The organism is Nocardiopsis baichengensis YIM 90130 (genome assembly GCF_000341205.1).
Lineage (GTDB): Bacteria > Actinomycetota > Actinomycetes > Streptosporangiales > Streptosporangiaceae > Nocardiopsis_A > Nocardiopsis_A halophila.
This window is the reverse complement of the sequence record NZ_ANAS01000009.1, coordinates 355545-375632: the sequence shown is the minus strand read 5'-3', so window position 1 is coordinate 375632 and position 20088 is coordinate 355545. Positions and strand designations below refer to the sequence as shown.

The window sequence follows — 20088 nt, the reverse complement described above, 5'->3', positions numbered from 1 at the left end:
GCCGGGCCCCGCGGGACGGGGGCGGTCCGACCCGTCCACAGCGCGGCGAGCGCCGTCGCGGATTGTCGCGGCGACCGCATAGCGTCGCCTTCGAGATGAAGAAGAAGACACCGACCCAACAGGGGTTCCCCGTGGCAGCTGCAGACCGAGACAAGGCTCTCGAAACCGCGCTCGCGCAGATCGAGCGCCAGTTCGGCAAGGGCTCCGTGATGCGCCTGGGCGACGACGACCGCCCTCCGATCCAGTCGATCCCCAGCGGCTCCATCGCGCTCGACGTGGCGCTGGGCATCGGCGGCATCCCGCGCGGCCGCATCGTCGAGATCTACGGCCCCGAGAGCAGCGGTAAGACCACGGTCGCCCTGCACGCGGTGGCCAACGCCCAGCGCGAGGGCGGCATCGCCGCCTTCATCGACGCCGAGCACGCGCTGGACCCCGAGTACGCCAAGAAGATCGGCGTCAACACCGACGACCTGCTGCTGTCCCAGCCCGACACCGGTGAGCAGGCGCTGGAGATCGCCGACATGCTGATCCGCTCGGGCGCGGTCTCCATCCTGGTGGTGGACTCGGTGGCGGCGCTGGTGCCGCGCGCCGAGATCGAGGGCGAGATGGGCGACAGCCACGTGGGCCTGCAGGCCCGGCTGATGTCGCAGGCCCTGCGCAAGATCGCCGGCGCCCTGCACCAGACCGGCACCACCGCGATCTTCATCAACCAGCTGCGCGAGAAGGTCGGCGTCATGTTCGGCTCGCCCGAGACCACCACCGGCGGCCGGGCGCTGAAGTTCTACTCCTCGGTGCGCATGGACGTGCGCCGGATCGAGACCCTCAAGGACGGCACGGACGCGGTCGGCAACCGCACCCGCGTCAAGGTGGTCAAGAACAAGACCGCCCCGCCCTTCAAGCAGGCCGAGTTCGACATCCTGTACGGCGTGGGCATCTCCCGCGAGGGCAGCCTGGTCGACCTGGGCGTGGAGAACGGCATCGTCCGCAAGTCCGGCGCCTGGTACACCTACGAGGGCACCCAGCTGGGCCAGGGCAAGGAGAACGCCCGCAACTTCCTGCGGGAGAACGTCGACATGGCCCAGGAGATCGAGAAGAAGATCAAGGAGAAGCTCGGCGTCCCGGTGAAGGGCGACGACTCCGCCGACTCGGGGGCCGCCGGGGCGCCGGCCGGTGCCGCCGGTCCGGACGCCGCGCCGGACGCGGCCAAGGAGGCGCCCGCCAAGGAGGGGGCGGCGGCCAAGGAGCCCGCCGCCAAGCGCACCGCGAAGGCCAAGAGCGCCGCCGCCGATGCGTGACCGCACGTCCGATGGCCCCGGTGCCGCGCCGGGGTCGCAGGACCCGGCCCCGGAGGCCGGCGCCGGGGAGGGGGAGGACCCCGAGTCCTACGCGCGCACCGTGTGCCTGCGCCTGCTCACCACCGCCCCGCGCACCCGTGCCCAGCTGGCCGACGCGCTGTACCGGCGGGGCGTGGAGGAGCAGGTGGCCGAGACGGTCCTGGAGCGCTTCGGCGACGTGGGGCTGATCGACGACGCCGCCTTCTCCGCCGCCTGGGTGGAGTCCCGGCACACCGGGCGCGGCCTGGGGCGCCGCGCTCTGGCGGGGGAGCTGCGGCGGCGCGGCGTGGACGAGGAGACCGTGCGCGGCGCGGTCGACGACATCAGCGCCGACCAGGAGGAGGCCACCGCCCGCGGCCTGGTCCGGCGCAAGCTCGCGGCCACCCGGGGCCGCGACGACGCGGCCCGCGTCCGCCGCGCCATGGGCATGCTGGCACGCAAGGGCTACCCCGCCGGGCTCGCCTACCGCCTCATCCGCGAGGAACTGGAGGCCGAGGGCTCCGACCTGGAGCTCCCCGACCCGGATCTGTGACGGCCGGCGGCGCCCCGGCGCAGGGGCATCACCCGGTGGCGGGGGGTCCGCTCTCCGTGCCGGCCTCGGTGGTTCCCTCGCCGGCCGGGGACGACCAAGGGATCAGCTCCGGCGACTCCTGCCCGCCGCCGTCGCCACCGCTCCCGCCGTCCCCCGCGTCCTCGGTGCGCGCCGGTGCGGCCCGGGGGCCGGTGTCCTCCAGCTCCGGCAGCGGCTCGGCCTCCAGCTCCGGGTCGGGGTACTCGGTCACCAGCTCCACGCCGGGCACCCCCGGCGGGGTGAAGCCGAAGACCTCCCCGTAGAACGCCAGCTCCGCCTCCAGACCCCGCTCGACCGACTCGGCCGAGCCGAACCCGTGCCCCTCGCCCTCGAACTCCAGCAGCGCGTGGCGCACCCCGTTGTCCGCGAGCGCCTTGGCGAACTCCCGCGCCTGCTCCTTGGGCACGACCGCGTCCTCGGTGCCCTGCAGCAGCAGGACCGGCACCCGCACCCGGTCGGCCCTGGTGATCGGCGAGCGCTCGCGGTAGGTCGCCTTGTAGCCCGGCAGCGGCCCCACCAGGGTGTCCAGGAAGTGCGATTCGTAGTCGTGCGTGGTCGCCGCCAGCTGCAGCAGGTCCGCCACCCCGAACAGCGACGTCGCGCAGGCGAACGTCCGCCCGGAGGCCGCCAGCAGCGCGGTGTACCCGCCGGCGCTGGGCCCGCGCACCGCCAGCCGCTCGGGGTCGGCCTCCCCGGAGTCCACCAGCGCCTGGGCGACCGCCTCGGCGTCCTCCACGTCGACCACGCCCCACATGCCCGCGATCCGCTCGCGGTAGGTGCGGCCGAACCCCAGCGAACCGCTGTAGTTGACGTCCACCACGCCGATGCCGCGGCTGGTGAAGTAGGCCTTGAACAGGTCCAGCCCGCAGGTGGCGCGCCCCACCGGCCCACCGTGCACCCACACCGCATAGGGCGCCGGCCCGGCCGTGGTGCCCCCGGGCCGGGCCGGGGGGTACACGGTGGCGTGCACGGTCGCCCCGTACCTGCCGGAGAACTCGGTCCGGCGCGGCACCGGGAGCAGCTCCGGGTCGGGCAGTTCCTCGCGGCTGGAGCGCAGCACCGTCGTCCTGCCGGTGGCCGGGTCCAGCCGGACCAGGCTCTGCGGGGCGCGCGGACCCGAGGCCAGCCCCACCACCTGCTCGCCGTCGCCGTCCAGCGTCTCCCAGGTGGTGAACTCCCCGGTGTCCAGCGGCTTCAGCTCCAGGGTGCCCGGGTCGTAGACGGCGGGCGCCAGGTCGGCGTCGCCCTGCAGCACCACCAGGCGCCCGTCGGCCAGCGGGACGCACGAGCGCGCCCCCAGCGGCATCGGGCCCGGGGTGAACTCGTGCTCGTCGGGGTAGAGCGCGACCGCCTGCCCGGTCAGCCCGATCTCGTACAGGTTCCACCAGCCCGACCAGTCCGACACGAAGCGCAGCCGCGCCGGACCGCTCCACACCGGCTGGAGCACCGACTCGTCCACCCCGCCCTTGAGGGTGTAGGGCCGCTCCGCACCCTGCGGGCCCAGCGCGGCCACCCGGAGCTCGGTGCCGTCCCAGGGCATCCGGGGGTGGTTCCAGGCCACCCAGGCCAGATGCTCCCCGTCGGGCGAGGGCGTGGGCGAGGCGAAGAAGTCGGCGCCGGTGACCAGTTCGGCCACGGCGGAGGGGTCCTCGGCGGCCCGCCCGGACAGCGGCACCGCCACGATCGCGCGGTCCACCCGCCCGTCCTCGCCGTGCCGCTCGCGCACGCACACCACCCGGCGCCCGTCGGCCGACAGCGCCGGGTCGCCGTAGCGCAGGGCGCCGGGGAAGGGCGGGGGCGGGGTGAGCGGCCGGGGCTCGCGCGCGCCCCGGTCCAGCAGGTAAAGCCGCTGGTCCCCGGCGTCGGCGAAGACGATGCCGAAGCGGGTGAGCGCCTTGTCGTCGCGCCGGGGCACCGGCAGGAAGGAGCGCCCGCCGTACTCGTGCACCCGGGTGCGGGCGCTCCAGGGCGCCTCCAGCAGCTCGGCGGCGGCGCCGTCCGGACCGCAGCGCATCACCGTGGTGCGCCCGCCCTCCTCGGGGCGCGCCTCCTCCCACCAGACCTCGCCGCCGGCGGTCGCGGGGAACCCCAGGCGGCGGGTGCCTCGGGCGACGTCGCTCGCTGAGATCGGCGATGGCCAGGCGCCGTGGGGGGCCGTCACGCGGTCGGTCATAAGAGGATCTCTGCGTTCGCGGGGTGTATGTGTGGCATGTCGACCTTAGTGCCAAGGGGGGTCGGCGGACGACCGTACGGGGCGATTCCCTGCGGTAAGGACGCGCCCGTGCCCACCCGCCCGCGCGCGGGCGGGGGGCCGGATGCGGCGCCCCCGCGCCGGGTTGGCGGACCCCCGCCGGGGGAATGCCGTCGGCCGAGCGGGGTGGGGCGGGGCGGGGCCGGGGCATTTGTTCCCCACTTGTGACCGCACAGGAGCGGCGGCGTATCGGCCGCGTGTCTATAGTCCCTGTCCACGCATCGTGAGCCGATGTGCCCACACACCGCGGCGAATTCATCGCACGAGGAGGACGCTCGGAATGACGACGAGATTCACGGCCAGGCGCTTCGCAGCCGTTTCCGCTGTGGCGGCGGCGGGCGTGATAGCGGTCGCCGGGTGCGGCGGCGGTGGCAGCGTCCCCGGTGCGGGAGGCGACGACGCCGAGGTCACCGGCGGTGACCTGACCCTGGGCACCGGAAGCACGGGCGGCACCTACTACCCGCTGGGCGGCGAGATCGCGCAGATCTGGTCCGACAACATCGAGGACGTGAACGTCTCGACCCAGGCCACGGGCGCCTCGGTGGAGAACATGCGGCTGCTGGACGGCGGAGAGCTCGACGTGGCCATGGCCATCAACGGCGTGGCCGCCGACGCCGTCGACAGCGAGGGCGACTTCGCCGACGAGCCGATCGAGAACGGCGACGACGTCTTCATGATCGGCAATGTCTACCCCGAGGTCCTGCAGATCGTGGCGAGCGAGGACTCGGGCATCGAGACGGTGGAGGACCTGGAGGGCAAGCGGGTCGACGTCGGCCCGCCCGGCAGCGGCACGGAGCTGGCCGCCAACGCCGTCCTCGAGGCCTACGGCATGAGCACCGACGACATCGAGCCGTTCAACAGCACCTTCGAGGAGGCGGCCTCCAAGCTCGGCGACGGGCAGACCGACGCGGCCTTCGCCATCCTCGCCGTCCCGGCCGGCAGCATCGAGCAGGTGGCCACCACCAACGACGTGCGGCTGGTGGAGTTCAGCGGCGACGGCCTGGAGACCCTCCAGGAGAACAGCCCGTCCTACAGCACCATGGAGATCCCGGCCGACACCTACAACGGCCAGGACGAGGCGGTCACCACGGTGACCAACTGGGCCACCCTGTTCGTCCGCGGCTCCATGGGCGAGGACCTGGCGTACAACCTGACGAAGGAGATGTACGACCGTGCCGGCGACATCGGGCACGACGTCGGGAGTCAGGTCCAGCTCGACACCGCCCTCGAAGGCCAGGGCGCGGTCGACCTCCACCCCGGCGCCGAGCGCTTCTACCAGGAGGAAGGCGTCCTGGACTGACGCCGGGCACGGCACCCGACGGCCGGCGGCGCACCGGGGGGATCCGGGGCGCCGCCGCTTCCTGGGCGCGGCCGCCGCGGCCGCCGCGGGGCTGGCGCTGGGCGCCGCCGCCCCCGGCGACGCCGCCGCGGCGGGGCCCAGCTTCGAGGTCGGCGACCTGAGCGGGGGGCGGCTGCTGCTGTCCCGCCCGGTCCGTGAGGGCGACCGGATCCTGATGGTGCACACCCACTCCATCTCCAAGCGCCCTGTCGAGGAGGAGTTCTCCGTGCGCGGCGGGGTGCTGTGCATGGAGGAGATGCGCTTCGACACCTTCGGGGCCAACCTCCCGGTCGGCCCCGAGCACGTCGGGGGCACGACCACCGAGTTCCTGCGCGAGGAGGACGGCTACCGGGTGCTGCACCACGGGCGCCCCCTCGTCGCGGTCGAGGTGATGGTGGGCGGTCCCGAGGTGGACCACACCCTGGCGCTGCCCGGGGGGCGGCGCGTGCGCCTGCTCGACCTGGCGGTGCGGGGCACACGCGTGGAGTTGCGCGTCCGCGGCGGGGGGCGACCCCGCCCCGCCCGGGCGCCCGAGACGAAGATGGGGATGGGGCGATGACGAGCGATCCGAAGCCCTCCGCACCCGCACCGGACGACGCCGAGGCCCTCCGGGACCTGGAGAAGGACGTCGCCGAGCTGGAGCAGCACGACGCGGCGGAGCAGGTCGCGGGCACGCGGCGGGACATGCGCCCGCTGTGGCGGTGGGCGGTCTTCGCCGTCGGCCTCGTGCTCAGCCTGTTCCACCTGTACACCGGGTACTTCGGCACCCTGCCGGGGCTGCAGCAGCGCGGCTTCCACCTGGCCCTGGGGCTGGGGCTGGTGTTCCTGCTCTACCCCGCCAAGGAGCAGGAGACCCGCAACCAGCGCATCTACGGCTGGGCGCTGACCGCGGCCGGGGTGGGCATCCTGGCCTACCTGGCCGCCTACCAGATCGCCGACAGGTACGTGCTGCTGCCGGCGGTGGGGATCCTGCTGCTGGTGCAGGCCGCCCGCTACGTGCCCTGGCGGCCGCTGGGCATGCCCGCCGCCGACGTGGTGCTGGCGGTGCTGGGCATCGGCTCGGGCCTGTACCTGTTCGTCAACTACGAGGAGATCATCCGCACCGTCGGAGTGATCGACCCCGAGTACGTGGCCGTGGGCACCGTGGGCATCCTGCTGGTGCTGGTGGCCGCGCAGCGCACGCTGGGCACCGCGCTGGTCTTCCTGGCCTCGCTGATGCTGGCCTACGCCCTGTTCGGACCGCTCATGCCGGGCTTCCTGCACCACGGCGGGTACACGGTGGACCGGATCGTCTCCACCATGTTCCTGGGCACCGAGGGCGTGTTCGGCACCCCGCTGGGCATCTCCTCCACCTTCATCTTCCTCTTCCTGGTCTTCGCCTCCATGCTCACCCGCACCGGCATGGAGCGCTTCTTCACCGACCTGGCCCTGGGCAGCACCGGCTGGGCGACCGGCGGCACCGCCAAGGTCGGCATCGTCACCAGCGCGTTCTCCGGCACCATCACCGGCAGCTCGGTGGCCAACACCGTCTCCAACGGCGCCTTCACCATCCCGATGATGAAGAAGTCGGGCTACAAGCCCGAGTACGCCGGGGCGGTCGAGGCGGCCTCCTCCACCGGCGGGCAGATCGCCCCGCCGATCATGGGCGCCGCGGCGTTCATCATGATCGAGTTCACCGGCGTGCCCTACCTGGAGATCATCAAGGCGGCGATCGTCCCGGCGATCCTGTTCTTCGTCGCCCAGTTCGTGGTGGTGCACTACGACGCCAAGAAGCTCGGCATCCGGGGCATCCCCAAGCGGCTGCTGCCCAGCGTGCGGCGGCTGATGGTGACCCGCGGCTACATGCTGATCCCGATCATCGGGCTGTTCGTGCTGCTGTCCATGGGGTACTCGCCGATCTTCTCGGCCATGGGCGCCATCGTCATCACCATCGGCATGAACATCGTGGTGCAGCTGGTCTTCCTGGCGCTGGGCCGCTGGCGGGACATGCCCGACCGGCTCGGCCCGTGGGGGCTGCTGGACGGGCTGGTCAACGCCGCCCGCGTGGCGGTGCCGATCATCGTGGCCTGCGCCAGCGCCGGCATCATCGCCGGTGTGATCACCCTGACCGGCCTGGGACTCAAGCTGAGCGGCGGGCTGGTCGCGCTGGCCGGCGGCCAGCTGCTGCCGACCATGGTGCTGTCCATGCTGGCCTGCCTGATCCTGGGCATCGGCGTGCCGACCACGGCCAACTACGTCATCACCGCCACCCTGGCCGCCCCGGCCATCATCACCATCCTCCAGGGCGACCTGGAGGCGCCCACCGTGGCGATGCTGCTGACGGCGCACATGTTCGTCTACTACTTCGGCGTGATGGCCGACATCACCCCGCCCGTCTGCCTGGCGGCCTACGCGGCCTCCGGCATCTCCGGCGGCAACCCGATCATGACCGGCGTGCAGTCGGTGCGGATCGCGATCTCGGGCTTCGTCGTGCCGTTCATGTTCGTCCTCTCGCCCGAGCTGATGTTGCAGGAGACCACCCTGGCCACCGGCCTGTGGGCGGCGCTCACCGGCATCGTGGGCGCCAGCGTGGTCGGTGTGGCGGTCGTCGGGTACATCAACACCCGGATCGGCTGGTACCTGCGGCTGCCGCTGGCCGCGGCGGGCGTGGCCCTGCTGCACTTCGGGTGGGAGACCGACCTGGCCGGGCTGGTGGTCGCCGGGGCGGTCTTCGGCTGGCAGTGGTACGCGGGCCGCAACGGCACCGCCGCGGCCCCGGCCGCCGCGACGGCCTGACCCTCGGGCCGCGGCCCCTGGAGGCCCAAGGGGCCGCTCAGGGGGCCGGGTGAGAACCGCTTAAGGGCTGAAGGGGGCCGTCCGCCGGGGATCGGCGGTCGGCCCCGCCCTCTATGGCCACTAGCCTGGGACCTGTGAGCCAGAGTCGTACTTACCAAGTGCGGACCTACGGCTGCCAGATGAACGTGCACGACTCCGAGCGCCTGTCCGGCCTGCTGGAGGACGCGGGGTACGAGCGCGCAGCCGAAGGCAGCACCGCAGACATCATCGTTTTCAACACGTGCGCGGTCCGGGAGAACGCCGACAACCGCCTCTACGGCAACCTCGGGCACCTGCGTCCGGTCAAGGACGCCCACCCCGGGATGCAGATCGCCGTGGGCGGGTGCCTGGCGCAGAAGGACCGCGGGGAGATCGTGCGCAGGGCGCCGTGGGTCGACGTGGTGTTCGGCACCCACAACATCGGCTCGCTCCCGGTCCTGCTGGAGCGCGCGCGGGTGCAGCGCGAGGCCCAGGTGGAGATCGAGGAGTCGCTGCAGTCCTTCCCCTCCACCCTGCCCACGCGGCGCGAGTCGCCCTACGCGGCCTGGGTCTCGGTGTCGGTCGGCTGCAACAACACCTGCACCTTCTGCATCGTCCCGCAGCTGCGCGGCAAGGAGAAGGACCGCCGGCCGGGCGACGTGCTCGCCGAGGTGCGCGCGCTGGTGGAGCAGGGCGTGGTCGAGGTGACCCTGCTCGGGCAGAACGTCAACGCCTACGGCGCCGAGTTCGGCGACCGCCAGGCCTTCTCCAAGCTCCTGCGCGCCTGCGGCGAGATCGAGGGCCTCGAGCGGGTGCGGTTCACCTCGCCCCACCCCCGCGACTTCACCGACGACGTGATCGAGGCGATGGCCGAGACGCCCAACGTCATGCCGCAGCTGCACATGCCGCTGCAGTCGGGCTCCAGCCGGGTCCTCAAGGCGATGCGCCGCTCCTACCGCCAGGAGCGCTTCCTGAGCATCGTGGAGAAGGTGCGCGCCGCCATGCCGGAGGCCGCCATCACCACCGACATCATCGTCGGCTTCCCCGGGGAGACCGAGGAGGACTTCGAGGAGACCCTGCACGTGGTGCGCGAGTCCCGCTTCTCCTCGGCGTTCACCTTCCAGTACTCCAAGCGGCCGGGCACGCCCGCCGCCGAGATGGAGGGGCAGCTGCCCAAGGAGGTCGTCCAGGAGCGCTACGAGCGGCTGGTCGCCCTGCAGGAGCGGATCTCCGAGGAGGAGAACGCCCAGCTGGTCGGGCGCGAGGTGGAGCTCCTGGTCGCCGAGGGCGAGGGCCGCAAGGACGGCGAGCGGCGCCGGCTCTCCGGGCGCGCCCCCGACAACCGCCTGGTGCACTTCGCCGTGGAGGAGGGGGCCGAGGAGCCCCGGCCCGGTGACATGGTCACCGTCGGGATCACCTACGCCGCCCCGCACCACCTGGTGGCCGACTCGGGCGTGCGCGCGCTGCGCCGCACCCGCGCCGGCGACGCCTGGGCGGCGCGCAACGGCACGGCCGAGGACGCCAAGCCGGGCGTCCTGCTGGGCATGCCCTCGGTGGGCGCGCCCGCCCCGCAGCCGGCGACGCCCGCCGGGGGCTGCTGCGACGCCTGAAGGGGCGACGCTTCCCGCGTTGATCTCGGGGAAGTCGGGGTAATACCGGCCGGTATAAGGCCGTCTTCCCCGAGATCAACGTCCGGCGGGCGCAGGCCGCCCCGGGCGCCGTCAGCCCAGGCGGACCGGGAGCGACCTGAGGCGCCAGAACATCGGCAGCGGTTCGCGCTCCAGCTCGTCGTGCCCGACGGCCAGGGACAGGTCGGGATAGCGCTCGAAGAGCCGGGTGAAGGCCACCTCGCCCTCCTGGCGGGCCAGCGCCGCCCCCAGGCAGTAGTGGATTCCGTGTCCGAAGCCCACGTGCGACTCGCGGCGCCCGGCGGGTTCGCGGGCCAGGTCCAGGCGCCCGGGATCGGCGAAGGCGTCCGGGTCGGTGTTGGCGCCGCCCAGCAGCGCGATGACCACGTCGCCGCGCGTGAAGCGCATCCCGGCGACCTCCATGTCCTCGGAGGCGTAGCGCATGCGCGTGCCCTGCACCGGCCCGTGGCGGCGCATCAGCTCGTGCGTCGCGCGCGGGCCGATGTCCGGGTCCTCCTTGAGCAGGCGCAGCTGGTCGGGGTGGTCCAGCAGGGCCAGCGTCCCGTTGGTGATCAGGTGCGCCGTGGTCTCGTGCCCGGCCAGGATCAGGGTGAGCACGATGGACACCAGCTCGATGTCGGAGAGCCGGTCGCCGTCCTCGTCGTGGGCGCGGATGAGCGCGGTGACCAGGTCCTCGGCGGGGGTCGCGCGCCGCTGTTCGATCAGCTCGCGGGTGTGGGCGACGATGCCCTCCAGGGCGTCCAGCTGCCCGCCGGTGGCCGCGGCCTGGATGAGCCTGCGGCCCCAGTCGCCCCATTGCATGCGCTGCCCCTCGGGCACCCCCACCAGTTCGCAGATCACCGTGATCGGCAGCGGGTAGGAGAAGTGCTCGACCAGGTCCACCACGCCGTCCTCGGCGCGGCCGGGCAGCTCGTCGAGCAGTCGGTCGGTGATCTCCTCCACCCGCGGGCGCAGCGCGTTCACCCGCTTGACGGTGAAGGCGCGCGAGACGAGCTTGCGCATGCGCGTGTGGTCGTCGCCGTCCATGTCCAGGATGCTCGCGTCCACCAGGTAGCGCGCCTGGTCGCGGGTCAGGCCCAGGCTCATCAGCCTCTTGACGCGCACGTTCTGTACGCCGCCCCCGGCGATGGAGTCGGGGTCGTTGACGAAGCGGCGGTCCGAGAGGACCGCTCGGACGCCCTCGTAGCCGCAGACCAGCATCACCTCGTCCTCCAGGCCCGGGAAGCGGGCCCGGACCGGCTGCTCGCGCTCCAGGAGCTCGGTGAACACGGCGTGCGGGTCGGACTGCATGCGGGGGTCGGCCAGGTTCACGGCGCCGCTCGCGCCGGTGTCGGCGGTGGCTGTCATCGTCGGTGTCCTCTCTCGCCGGTGCCGGCCGCTCGCCGCCTCCGCCGGAACCGGCCCCGCGTCGGGGGGTCAGGTGAGTTTGAGCCGTGCGATCTCCTCCCGCATCCGCTCCTGCACCTCGGTGAAGGCCTCCACCACGGGCGGTGCGGCGGAGCGGACCGCCTCGGGGTCGGGGTCGGGCCCGGCCTCGAAGGCGTTGCGCACGGTGGTGGCGAGCATCCCGGCCAGCGTCTCCGGGGCGGCGCCCTCGGCGCTCACCAGCGGCCCGGAGGTCAGGAAGCCGGCCACCACGATCGCGTAGGAGCGGCGCTGTTCGTCGAGGGGGCTGTCGGTGCGCAGCAGGCCCTTCTCGCGCAGGAGCGCGAAGTAGTCGAGCTGCGCCCGGCGGCGCTGGTCGAGCAGGTCGCCGACCATGCGCCGGGCCTCCCGGGTGAGCACCCCCAGCGTCTCGGAGTCGCCGACGAGCAGCGCGCGCAGGACGGGGTCCCGGTGGGCGCCCATGTAGGTGAGGCGGGCCGAATGGTGCGGCAGGACCGCCGTGGGGTCGGCACGGATGTCGCCGATGATGCGTTCGGCCAGTGCGGCCTGGGCCCGCATCATCACGGTCAGGAACAGCGCCTCCTTGGTCGGGAAGTGCAGGTAGACCGTTCCCTTGCCGACCCCGGCGCGGCGGGCCACCTCGCTGATGGACACGCGGCGGTACCCGAGCGCGGCCAGCAGTTCCGCGGCCGCGTCCAGGATGCGCTCGGCGCGCCGGTCCTTGGCCGCGGCCGTGGTGTCGGGTTCTCGTGCGCGCCCTGCCATGTCCGTCCGCTCCTCCTCCACCGGCCGGCGGTGGTGGCCGGGTGCACGTGCCGTTCCGGTGCCCCTCCTGGGAGGGTCTGACCGTATGACCGGATTCGACCAAGTGGTCATATCGTCACGCTAGCCCGGCGGAAGGCCCGCGGCAAGAGGCGGCTGAGGACGGGCGGGACCGCCCCAGGTGGAGACCGTCCGAAAGTCCGATGGGGATGTTCCGCTGCCCCGGGGTGTTGTCCTGCAGGTCGTGGGGGCGCCCCTTGGCGCGGTCGAGGGGGTGCGCCGCCTTAGGGTGGGGAGCCATGCTGACCGCCGCCGCCGTGTGCCCGTTCCCGCCCCTGATCGTCCCTGAGATGGCCACCGGGGCCGCCGCGGAGCTCGACCCGCTCAGGCGTGAGTGCGCCTCTGCGGTCACGGCGCTGGGGGAGTGCGCAGCGGACCGCCTCGTCGTCGTCGGGCCGGGGGAGCACACGCGCCGCCACGGCCCCGGGAGCGGGGGAGACCTGGCCCCTTACGGGGTGCGCCTTCCGATCGGTCCGCCGCCCGCCGTTCTGCCGCTGTCGCTGACCATCGGCCGCTGGATGGCCGAGCGTGAGGGGCTGCTGCCGGACGCCTATGTCGAGGTCGCCTCGGAGGCCTCAACGCAGGAGTGCCTGGCGCTCGGAGCGGAGCTGGCTTCGGAGACGGGGAGCCTGGCGCTTCTGGTGATGGGCGACGGCAGCGCGCGGCGTCCCCCGGCCTCGCCCGGCAGGCCGGACGACCGGGCCCCCGGATTCGACGCGGAGGTGGCCGACGCCCTGGCCCGGGCCGACGCCGCCGCCCTGGCCCGGATCGACCCGGACGACGCCCGCGAGCTGATGGCGGCCGGGCGGCCGGCATGGCAGGTGCTCGCCGGGGCGGCGGGGGAGGAGGCGCTCAAGGGCGAACTCCTCGCCGACGAGGCGCCCTACGGGGTCGGCTACTTCGTGGCCCGCTGGGCCCGGGACTGAGTCGAGCCGTTCCCGGCGCTCTCGGCGATGCCCTCCTCGACCAGGCCCAGCGCGCGCTCGACCAGGTCGGGGGCGTCGTAGGGGAGCCAGTGCACGCGAGGGTCGCGGCGGAACCACGACTCCTGGCGCCGGGCGAAGCGGCGCGTCGCGCGGACGGTCTCCTCGCGCGCCTCCTCCTCGGTGCACTCACCGCGCAGGAAGCGCAGCACCTGGGCGTAACCGAGCGCGCGCGGCGCCGTCCTGCCGTCGGACAGGCCGTGCTCCTCCAGGGCGCGGACCTCCTCCACCAGGCCGGCCCGCCACATGCGGTCGACCCGCAGCTCGATGCGCTCGTCCAGCTCGGGCCGGGGCACCTGCAGGGCGACCTGCACCGATGGGTAGGAGGAGACGTGGTCGGGCAGGGTGGCGGTGAACGGGCGGCCGGTCAGCTCGATGACCTCCAGCGCGCGCACGATGCGGCGTCCGTTGCTCGCCAGGATGGCCTCGGCCGCGGCGGGGTCGTGCTCGGCCAGGCGCGCGTGGAGCGGCTCAGGGCCGGATTCGGCCAGTTCGGCCTCCAGGCGGGCGCGCACCTGCGGGTCGGTGCCGGGGAACTCCAGCTTGTCCAGGACCGCCCGCACGTACAGGCCGGAGCCTCCCACGAGGACCGGTACGGCGTCCTGGGCGCGCAGCCGGTCCACGATGCCGCGCGCGAGCCGCTGGAAGCGGGCCACGTCGGCGGGCTCGGTCACCTCCCAGATGTCGAGGAGGTGGTGCTCGACCCCGCGCCGCTCGTCGGCGGGCATCTTGGCGGTGCCGATGTCCATGCCCCGGTAGAGCTGCATGGAGTCGGCGTTGATGATCTCGGAGTGGCGGCCGGAGGCGCGCAGCCGCAGGGCGAGTTCGACGGCCAGGTCGGACTTTCCGGCGGCGGTGGGGCCGACGACGGACACGACCGGGAGTCCGCCCTGCTCCTGCGGGGGCTTCTCGCCCGCGGCGCCGGTCCCGGTTCCGTCTCCGTCCGTGCTCGTACCCATTCCTCCAGTTTGGCAGCGGGGGAGGACCCGATCGGACGGACGGGGGCCGACGTCCCGCTCCGTTCCTGCTCCCGGGACTCGCCTGGCGATCCGGAGAAGCGCCGCGCAGACGCACGGCACAGAGGCACGGCACAGAGGCACGGCACGACGGTCCGTGAAAACCGTCCGCCCCTCCCGCGGATCCCGACTCGCACCTGTCATCCGGCGCGGTTTTCCCACCACTCGTCGCTCTCTATCGCCGCACGTCGGACGCCGTGCGGCGCGACGGGAACCGGCTCCCCGGCCGTCGTTGGAGCGTCGCTCCATCGGCCTCGCCCGGTTCGTCTCTGAGGCAACCGATCGCGCCTTAGGATGATCTCCATGCGTTTCGCCAAAGGCCACGGCACCGAGAACGACTTCGTGATCCTCCCTGACCCGGACGGTGCCCTGGACCTCACCGCCGACCTCGTGGCGCGGCTGTGCGACCGCCGCGCGGGGATCGGTGGGGACGGCGTGCTGCGGGTCGTCCGCACGCGCGCGCTGGGCGAGAGTCTGACCGGTCCGGCGGCCTCCTCTGCCGACTGCGAGTGGTTCATGGACTACCGCAACGCCGACGGCAGCGTCGCCGAGATGTGCGGCAACGGCGTTCGGGTGTTCGCCCGCTACCTCCTGCACGCGGGGCTCATCGCGGGCCGGAGCATCGACGTCGGCACCCGCGCGGGCGTGCGCAGCGTCGACGTCGAGGAGAACGGCGACGTCACCGTGGACATGGGCCGGGCCGACGTCCTCGGCGAAGGGACGGCCCGGCTCGCCGACGGCAGTGAGGTCCGCGGGCTGCGCGTCTCGGTGGGCAACCCGCACCTGGCCTGCATGGTCGACGGGCCGGTGGCCGGGCTGGACCTCACCGCCGCCCCGCATCTGGACCCGGAGGCCTTCCCCGCGGGCGGCAACGTCGAGGTGGTCGCCCCGGTCGGCGAGGGCGTGCTGGACATGCGCGTGTACGAGCGCGGCTCGGGCGAGACCCGCTCGTGCGGGACCGGCATCGTCGCCGCCGCCGTCGCGGCCGACCGCGCCGCGGGCGCCCCGGGCCAGGGGGCGACCTGGAGGGTTCGGGTCCCCGGCGGCGAGTGCCTCGTCCTCCTCGACGCCAAGGGCGCGCGGCTGCGCGGCCCGGCCGTCATCGTGGCCGAAGGGCAGGTCCATCTGGGGTGAGCCGGTCGGCGCTCTTCCTGCTGCGCCGGCTGGCGGGGTACGCCTGCCTGCTGGCGGCCGCATCGAGCTGTGCCTATCTGCTGAGCGCGGCGGTGCTCGACCCGACGGGCAACTACGCGGCGCAGCAGCCGCGCCCGTCGCCTGAAGTGGTCCGCCAGGAGCTCGCCGAGCGCAACCTCGACCCGGGGGAGCCGCTGGTCCTGCGCTACGCGCACTGGGCTTCGGACGCTGTGACCGGCGACCTCGGGCAGACCTGGGACGGGCGCGCGGTCGGCCCCGAGCTGGCCGACCGCGCGGCCGCCAGCGCCCGTCTGCTCGTCCTCGGCTCCGTCCTCGGCGCGGTGGGCGGGGTGGCCTGGGGCGCCTGGGCGGGCGCGCGCAAGGACGGCGGGGGCGACACGGCGGCGACTCTGGGCGCGGTCGTGCTCATCTCGGTCCCGCCGCTGGTGGTGGCGGTGGTCCTGCAGACGCTGGCGGTCGGCATCAACGACGCGGCGGGCCAGGCGCTGCTGCGCACCGCGGGCGAGCCCCCGCCCGGCGCGGGGCCGGTCGACCGGATCCGCTACATGGTGCTCCCGGCGGTGGCCCTGGCTCTGCCGCTGGCGGCGGTGGTGAGCCGGTACCAGCGCGGTCTGATGGCCGACGAGGCCGGGTCGGTGTACGTGCGCACCGCCCGCGCCAAGGGGCTGACCCGGGGGCGGGCCCTGCGCTCCCACGCGCTGCGCACCAGCCTGGTGCCGGCCTCCACCTACGTGGCCTACACCGCTGCGGCCATGTTCACCGGTGCGGTGTTCGTGGAACGGGTCTTCGGCCGGCACGGTGTGGGCGCGATGCTGGTGGAGGCGGTGGAGGACGGAGACGTGAACGCGGCGGCCGCGGCGTGCGCCTTCGGGGCGGCGTGCGTGGTCGCCGCGGGTGGGGTGGCCGACACGCTGCGAATACTCATCGATCCGCGGGTCCGAAGCTGAGGCGGCCGGGGCGGATTCGCAGTAGTATTTCCGGATTGTTCCAATCGCGGCTTTCGTCCGCGACGGGACTCTCGGCCGCCCTCCGCCGGGGGAACCATCCGAAAGGGGTGCACGTGGGTCAGGCACGCGCCCGGCGCGCCGCCGCGCTGCTCTGTGCGCTCGCGGTGGGCGCCGCCTCCTGCTCGCCCGCGGAGGACGGCGACGGCCCCCGGCCGACCGCCGTCGCCGGTGTCGACGTGGGCGCCGCCGACCGCGCCGACCTGGAGCCCGGCGGCACCCTCGACTGGGGCATCAACGAGTTCCCCGCGCAGTGGAACCCGCACCACGCCGACGGCAACCTGGCCACCGTGCGCACCGTCACCGACGCGGTGCTGCCCACCCCCTTCGAGACCGACCCGAAGGAGGGGCCGCGGCCCGACCCCGACTACGTGCTCGGGGCCGAGGTGCGCGAGGCCGGCCGGAAGGGGCCGCAGCTGCTGACGCTGCGCCTCAACCCCGAGGCGCACTGGTCCGACGGCACCCCGATCACCTGGCGGGACTACCGGGCCACCGCCGAGGCGCTGGACGGGGCCTCCGACGGGTACCGGGTGCTGGGCGAGGTGGGCTACGACCGGATCGCCGAGGTGCGGCCCGGCGCCGACGAGTACGAGGCGGTGGTCGAGTTCTCCGAGCCGTTCTCGGAGTACCCCTCGCTGTTCTCCCCGCTGCTGCCCGCGTCGGTGGCCGAGGACCCCGAGGCCTTCGACGACGCCTACCGGGGCGACATCCCGGTGACCGCCGGGCCGTTCGAGGTGGCCGGGGTCGACGACGGGGCCCGCCGCCTGGAGCTGCGGCGCTGGGACGGCTGGTGGGGGGAGCCCGCCGTGCTCGACGGGATCGTCTTCACCGCGATGGACCCCGAGGGGCTGGACAGCGCGTTCCTGGACGGCGGCATCGACGCCTACGCGCTGCCCGTCGACGCGGGGTCCTTCGCCCGCGCGAACTCCGCGAACGACGGCGAGGTGCGGATCGCGCTCGGGCCGGACTACCGGCACATCACGCTCAACGGGCAGAGCCCCCTGCTGGAGGACCGGCGGGTGCGGCACGCGGTGTTCCTCGGCGTGGACCGGCAGGCCATGGTGGACGCGGCGCTGAGCGGGCTCGGCATGGAGGCCGAGCCGCTGGGCAACCACTTCCTGCTGGAGGGGCAGCCCGGCTACACCGACAACAGCGGCCGGTGGGGCGGGCACGACCCGGAGCGCGCGGCCGAGCTGCTGGACGAGGCGGGCTGGGAGCCCGGAGCGAACGGGATCCGCCAGAAGGACGGCACCCGCCTGGAACTGCGCTTCCTGGTCCCCAGAGGGTTCCGCCCGGCCCAGGACGAGGCGGAGATGGCCCAGGCCATGCTCGGCGAGGTGGGTGTCGGCGTGGACATCGAGCAGGTGGGCGGCGACGAGCTGTTCTCCCGGTACGTGCTGCCGGGCGACTACGACATGGTCGCGTTCGTGAACACCGGGGGGCGCTTCCCGATCTCCAAGTCGCTCCCGCAGTGGGCCTCCCCCGTAGAGGGGCCCAAGGGCACGGAGTGGCGCTCCAACGTCGGCCGCATCGCCTCCGAGGAGATCGACCGGGCCATGGACGAGGCCCTGGAGGCCCTCGACGAGGAGGCCTCCCTGCGCGCCGTGAACCGGGCCGACGAACTCCTCTGGCAGGAGGGCCACACCCTGCCGCTGTACCAGCGCCCGCAGATGATGGCCGTCCGCTCGAACCTGGCCAACATCGGAGCCCCGGGCTTCGGCACCCACCAGTACGAGGACATCGGTTACGTGAAGCGGTGAGCCCTGGCCCTCTGGGCCGCCAGGTCCGATTCCGCCGCTCCTCAGCCTTCTGCGGGCCGGTCCGTCGAGCCGTTCCCATCGGGGTCGAGGGCACCGCTCGTCAGTCCCTCACGGGCGACCCGTAGCGCCTCGCCGGCGGATTCGGCGACGATCCGCGCCTGGCGCTCGAACTCCTCCAGTGCCCGAAAGACCTCTCCGAACCGCCTTTGCTGCTCGACCGTCATCTGGGGAATCCGCGCCGATCGCGAATCGGTGCGGAAGGTCCCGCTGGTGCTGGTCGATCTGCGCGTGTTCTCAGGTGAGTGCAGGAATCCGTTGAGGAAGTCCTCGTCCAGGCGGTCGCTGCGCGAACGAATCCGCTGCCCCTCGATCTCGGCGAGGCCGGCCTCGACGAGTTCGGAGACGCGCACTGCGGCGCCGGGGATCTCGCCGGTGCCGGTCGTGAGGACGGGAAGGGAGTCGAACAGGCGCGTCCCCGATTTGCGGAGCGTGTCGCAGGCATCAGCGTAGGCGGCGGCGAAGTCCTCGGTCGCGGGCGTGATCCAGCGTGAGGGCGTCAGGTCGACGGTGTCGTCGAGCAGGTCGACCAGGGAGACGTCCGCACGGGGTGCTTCGGCTGCGTCTGCGTCCTCGCTCGGAACGGAAGTCTGTCCGGTCAGGTCGGTCATGCGTACACGTGTGGCCCAATCATTGTCGGGTCCCGGGCGGCGCATGATCCACAGATGGACGGGCTGGGAGTGGCCTGACCCGTAGCCGGCGGGCAGGGCGACGATTTCGGTGAGCAGTCCGCGCCGGACCAGGTCGGCTCGGATCCTCCTGCCGGTGCGCCGGTGCGCGGCGGACGGGGACATCACCACGGCGGCGGTTCCGCCCGCGGCCGTGTGGGCATAGCAGTGCAGCAGCCAGGCGAGTTCGCCTTCCGCGCGCGGCGGCACGGCCGACTCCCAACGCGGATCCATGAGCAGCTCTTCGCGGCCCCAGTCCGGACCGACGATGGGCGGATCGCACACGACCAGTTCGAAGGAGGCGCCTTCCCAAGCGTCCGAGCGGAGGGAGTCGCCAGTATGGATCAGGGTCTGGGCGCCGGGGCGAGCGATGCGCGCGCGGGTGCTGGTCAACCGGACGGCCTCTAGATCGGCGTCCTGCCCGGCCCGGCAGGCGTCGGGGGCCCCGCAGGCGAATAGGAGTGAGCCGGTCCCACACGCAGGGTCGTATATGGAGCGGGCTGTGGGAGCGGCGTGCTCGGCCACATAGCGCACGAGAGGAAGCGGGGTGGAGCTGTCCCCGCCTGTGCGCGCGGCGGCTGAGGAGAGGCGTTCGGCCAGGGCGGACAGCAGCTCGGACGGCGAGGTCTCGTCAGCGATGCGGCGCGCGGTCTCCGCTGCCTCGCCGGGAAGGTGCTCGGGGGCGCCGCCGTCCAAGAGCTCAGCGACGTCGGCGATGCCCGCCACGATTGAATCGGGGTAGGTGCCGCGCAGGTCGTTCCAGAGGCGGACCTCGTCGGAGGTGTCGGCGCCCTTGCCGGTGGCCTCCAGCCAGGCGGCGATCTGGGACCGAGAGAACAGGGGGCTGGACGTGCTGCCGCCGATAGGGGCCGGGAAGTCCTCGTACCGGCGCCGCCAGTTCGACACGGCCGCCCGGGTCACTCCCGCCATTCGGGCGATGTCGGCCGCGCTGACGCGGCGGTCTCCGGGGTCTTGGTCGCCGCCGCTAACAGTGCTGCTCTCCATGGGGTCACAGTACACGCGAGGTCCCCGGAATCGAACACCTGGTCGTGTTTGTCGCGCCAACAGGCAACGATGCTCTCACCGCGCCGGGGCAGTGCGGAACGCGGAGTGGTCCGGGTGTGCTCCGTAAGGAGAGTGAAAGAGTCCTACTGCAGAGTGGGGAGCGAGGGTTGTGCGCCACCATCCTCGATAGTACGTTAGCTATGTAAACACGTGAATATGCTCGGGTGGGTCTGTGAATCGTCCCCGAGAGATGTCGGGTGCCCTGGCGGCGGACCCGCAGTGAAGTTGGGAAGAG

At 73.2% G+C, this 20088-nt stretch carries 15 protein-coding genes; 10 read left to right on the top strand and 5 right to left on the bottom strand.

From position 1 onward, the window contains the following. The first annotated feature begins 95 nt into the window (after positions 1-95). Complete coding sequence (gene recA / locus C892_RS0110230) at positions 96-1295, top strand: recombinase RecA (RefSeq protein ID WP_239647330.1); 1200 nt, start codon at positions 96-98, stop codon at positions 1293-1295. Next, positions 1288-1866 (top strand): recombination regulator RecX, encoded by a 579-nt coding sequence (gene recX / locus C892_RS0110225; protein WP_017557104.1) that lies wholly within the window; start codon positions 1288-1290, stop codon positions 1864-1866. Before recA ends, recX begins: the two co-directional genes overlap by 8 nt. A 28-nt stretch (positions 1867-1894) precedes the next feature. Here the strand turns inward: recX and C892_RS0110220 are convergent, their stop codons facing one another. Then, positions 1895-4078 carry a S9 family peptidase gene (locus C892_RS0110220; protein WP_017557103.1) on the bottom strand — a complete coding sequence of 728 codons (2184 nt, stop codon included), beginning with the start codon at positions 4076-4078 and terminating at the stop codon, positions 1895-1897. A gap of 358 nt (positions 4079-4436) precedes the next feature. Here C892_RS0110220 and C892_RS0110215 point away from each other — a divergent pair, with 358 nt between their 5' ends. From C892_RS0110215 to miaB, 4 genes are all read left to right on the top strand, one after another. Further along, positions 4437-5456: a TAXI family TRAP transporter solute-binding subunit gene (locus C892_RS0110215; RefSeq protein ID WP_083934350.1), complete on the top strand. Its 1020-nt coding sequence runs from the start codon at positions 4437-4439 to the stop codon at positions 5454-5456. Positions 5457-5670: 214 nt separating this feature from the next. Beyond that, entirely contained in the window at positions 5671-6054 is a 384-nt protein-coding gene (locus C892_RS0110210) for a DUF1850 domain-containing protein (RefSeq protein WP_017536738.1), read from the top strand. After that, positions 6051-8270: a TRAP transporter permease gene (locus C892_RS0110205; RefSeq protein WP_017557101.1), complete on the top strand. Its 2220-nt coding sequence runs from the start codon at positions 6051-6053 to the stop codon at positions 8268-8270. The genes C892_RS0110210 and C892_RS0110205 overlap by 4 nt, the downstream gene beginning before the upstream one ends. Before the next feature lie 158 nt (positions 8271-8428). After that, positions 8429-9898, top strand: a complete 1470-nt coding sequence (gene miaB, locus C892_RS0110200; RefSeq protein ID WP_026124280.1) for a tRNA (N6-isopentenyl adenosine(37)-C2)-methylthiotransferase MiaB — start codon at positions 8429-8431, stop codon at positions 9896-9898. Positions 9899-10009: 111 nt separating this feature from the next. On the opposite strand, the gene C892_RS0110195 is transcribed toward miaB, so the two are convergent. Next, positions 10010-11284 carry a cytochrome P450 family protein gene (locus tag C892_RS0110195; RefSeq protein ID WP_017557099.1) on the bottom strand — a complete coding sequence of 425 codons (1275 nt, stop codon included), beginning with the start codon at positions 11282-11284 and terminating at the stop codon, positions 10010-10012. A 69-nt stretch (positions 11285-11353) separates the two neighbouring features. Next, entirely contained in the window at positions 11354-12088 is a 735-nt protein-coding gene (locus tag C892_RS0110190) for a TetR/AcrR family transcriptional regulator (protein ID WP_239647329.1), read from the bottom strand. Positions 12089-12384: 296 nt separating this feature from the next. Here C892_RS0110190 and C892_RS0110185 point away from each other — a divergent pair, with 296 nt between their 5' ends. After that, on the top strand, positions 12385-13071 hold the full coding sequence (locus C892_RS0110185; RefSeq protein WP_017557097.1) for a class III extradiol ring-cleavage dioxygenase family protein: 687 nt from the start codon (positions 12385-12387) through the stop codon (positions 13069-13071). Here C892_RS0110185 and miaA read toward each other — a convergent pair. Further along, complete coding sequence (miaA, locus tag C892_RS0110180; protein WP_017557096.1) at positions 13041-14087, bottom strand: tRNA (adenosine(37)-N6)-dimethylallyltransferase MiaA; 1047 nt, start codon at positions 14085-14087, stop codon at positions 13041-13043. The two genes, C892_RS0110185 and miaA, sit on opposite strands and share 31 nt — an antisense overlap. A 360-nt stretch (positions 14088-14447) precedes the next feature. Between miaA and dapF the strand changes: the two genes are divergently transcribed. The 3 genes from dapF (at position 14448) to C892_RS0110165 (ending at position 18063) form a co-directional block, all read left to right on the top strand. Then, entirely contained in the window at positions 14448-15278 is an 831-nt protein-coding gene (dapF, locus tag C892_RS0110175) for a diaminopimelate epimerase (protein ID WP_026124279.1), read from the top strand. Beyond that, complete coding sequence (locus C892_RS0110170; protein WP_017557094.1) at positions 15275-16246, top strand: ABC transporter permease; 972 nt, start codon at positions 15275-15277, stop codon at positions 16244-16246. The genes dapF and C892_RS0110170 overlap by 4 nt, the downstream gene beginning before the upstream one ends. A 113-nt stretch (positions 16247-16359) precedes the next feature. After that, positions 16360-18063, top strand: coding sequence for an ABC transporter family substrate-binding protein (locus C892_RS0110165; RefSeq protein ID WP_239647328.1), 1704 nt, complete (start codon positions 16360-16362; stop codon positions 18061-18063). A 41-nt stretch (positions 18064-18104) separates the two neighbouring features. On the opposite strand, the gene C892_RS0110160 is transcribed toward C892_RS0110165, so the two are convergent. Beyond that, complete coding sequence (locus C892_RS0110160; protein WP_040685361.1) at positions 18105-19793, bottom strand: N-6 DNA methylase; 1689 nt, start codon at positions 19791-19793, stop codon at positions 18105-18107. Positions 19794-20088 lie beyond the last annotated feature (295 nt).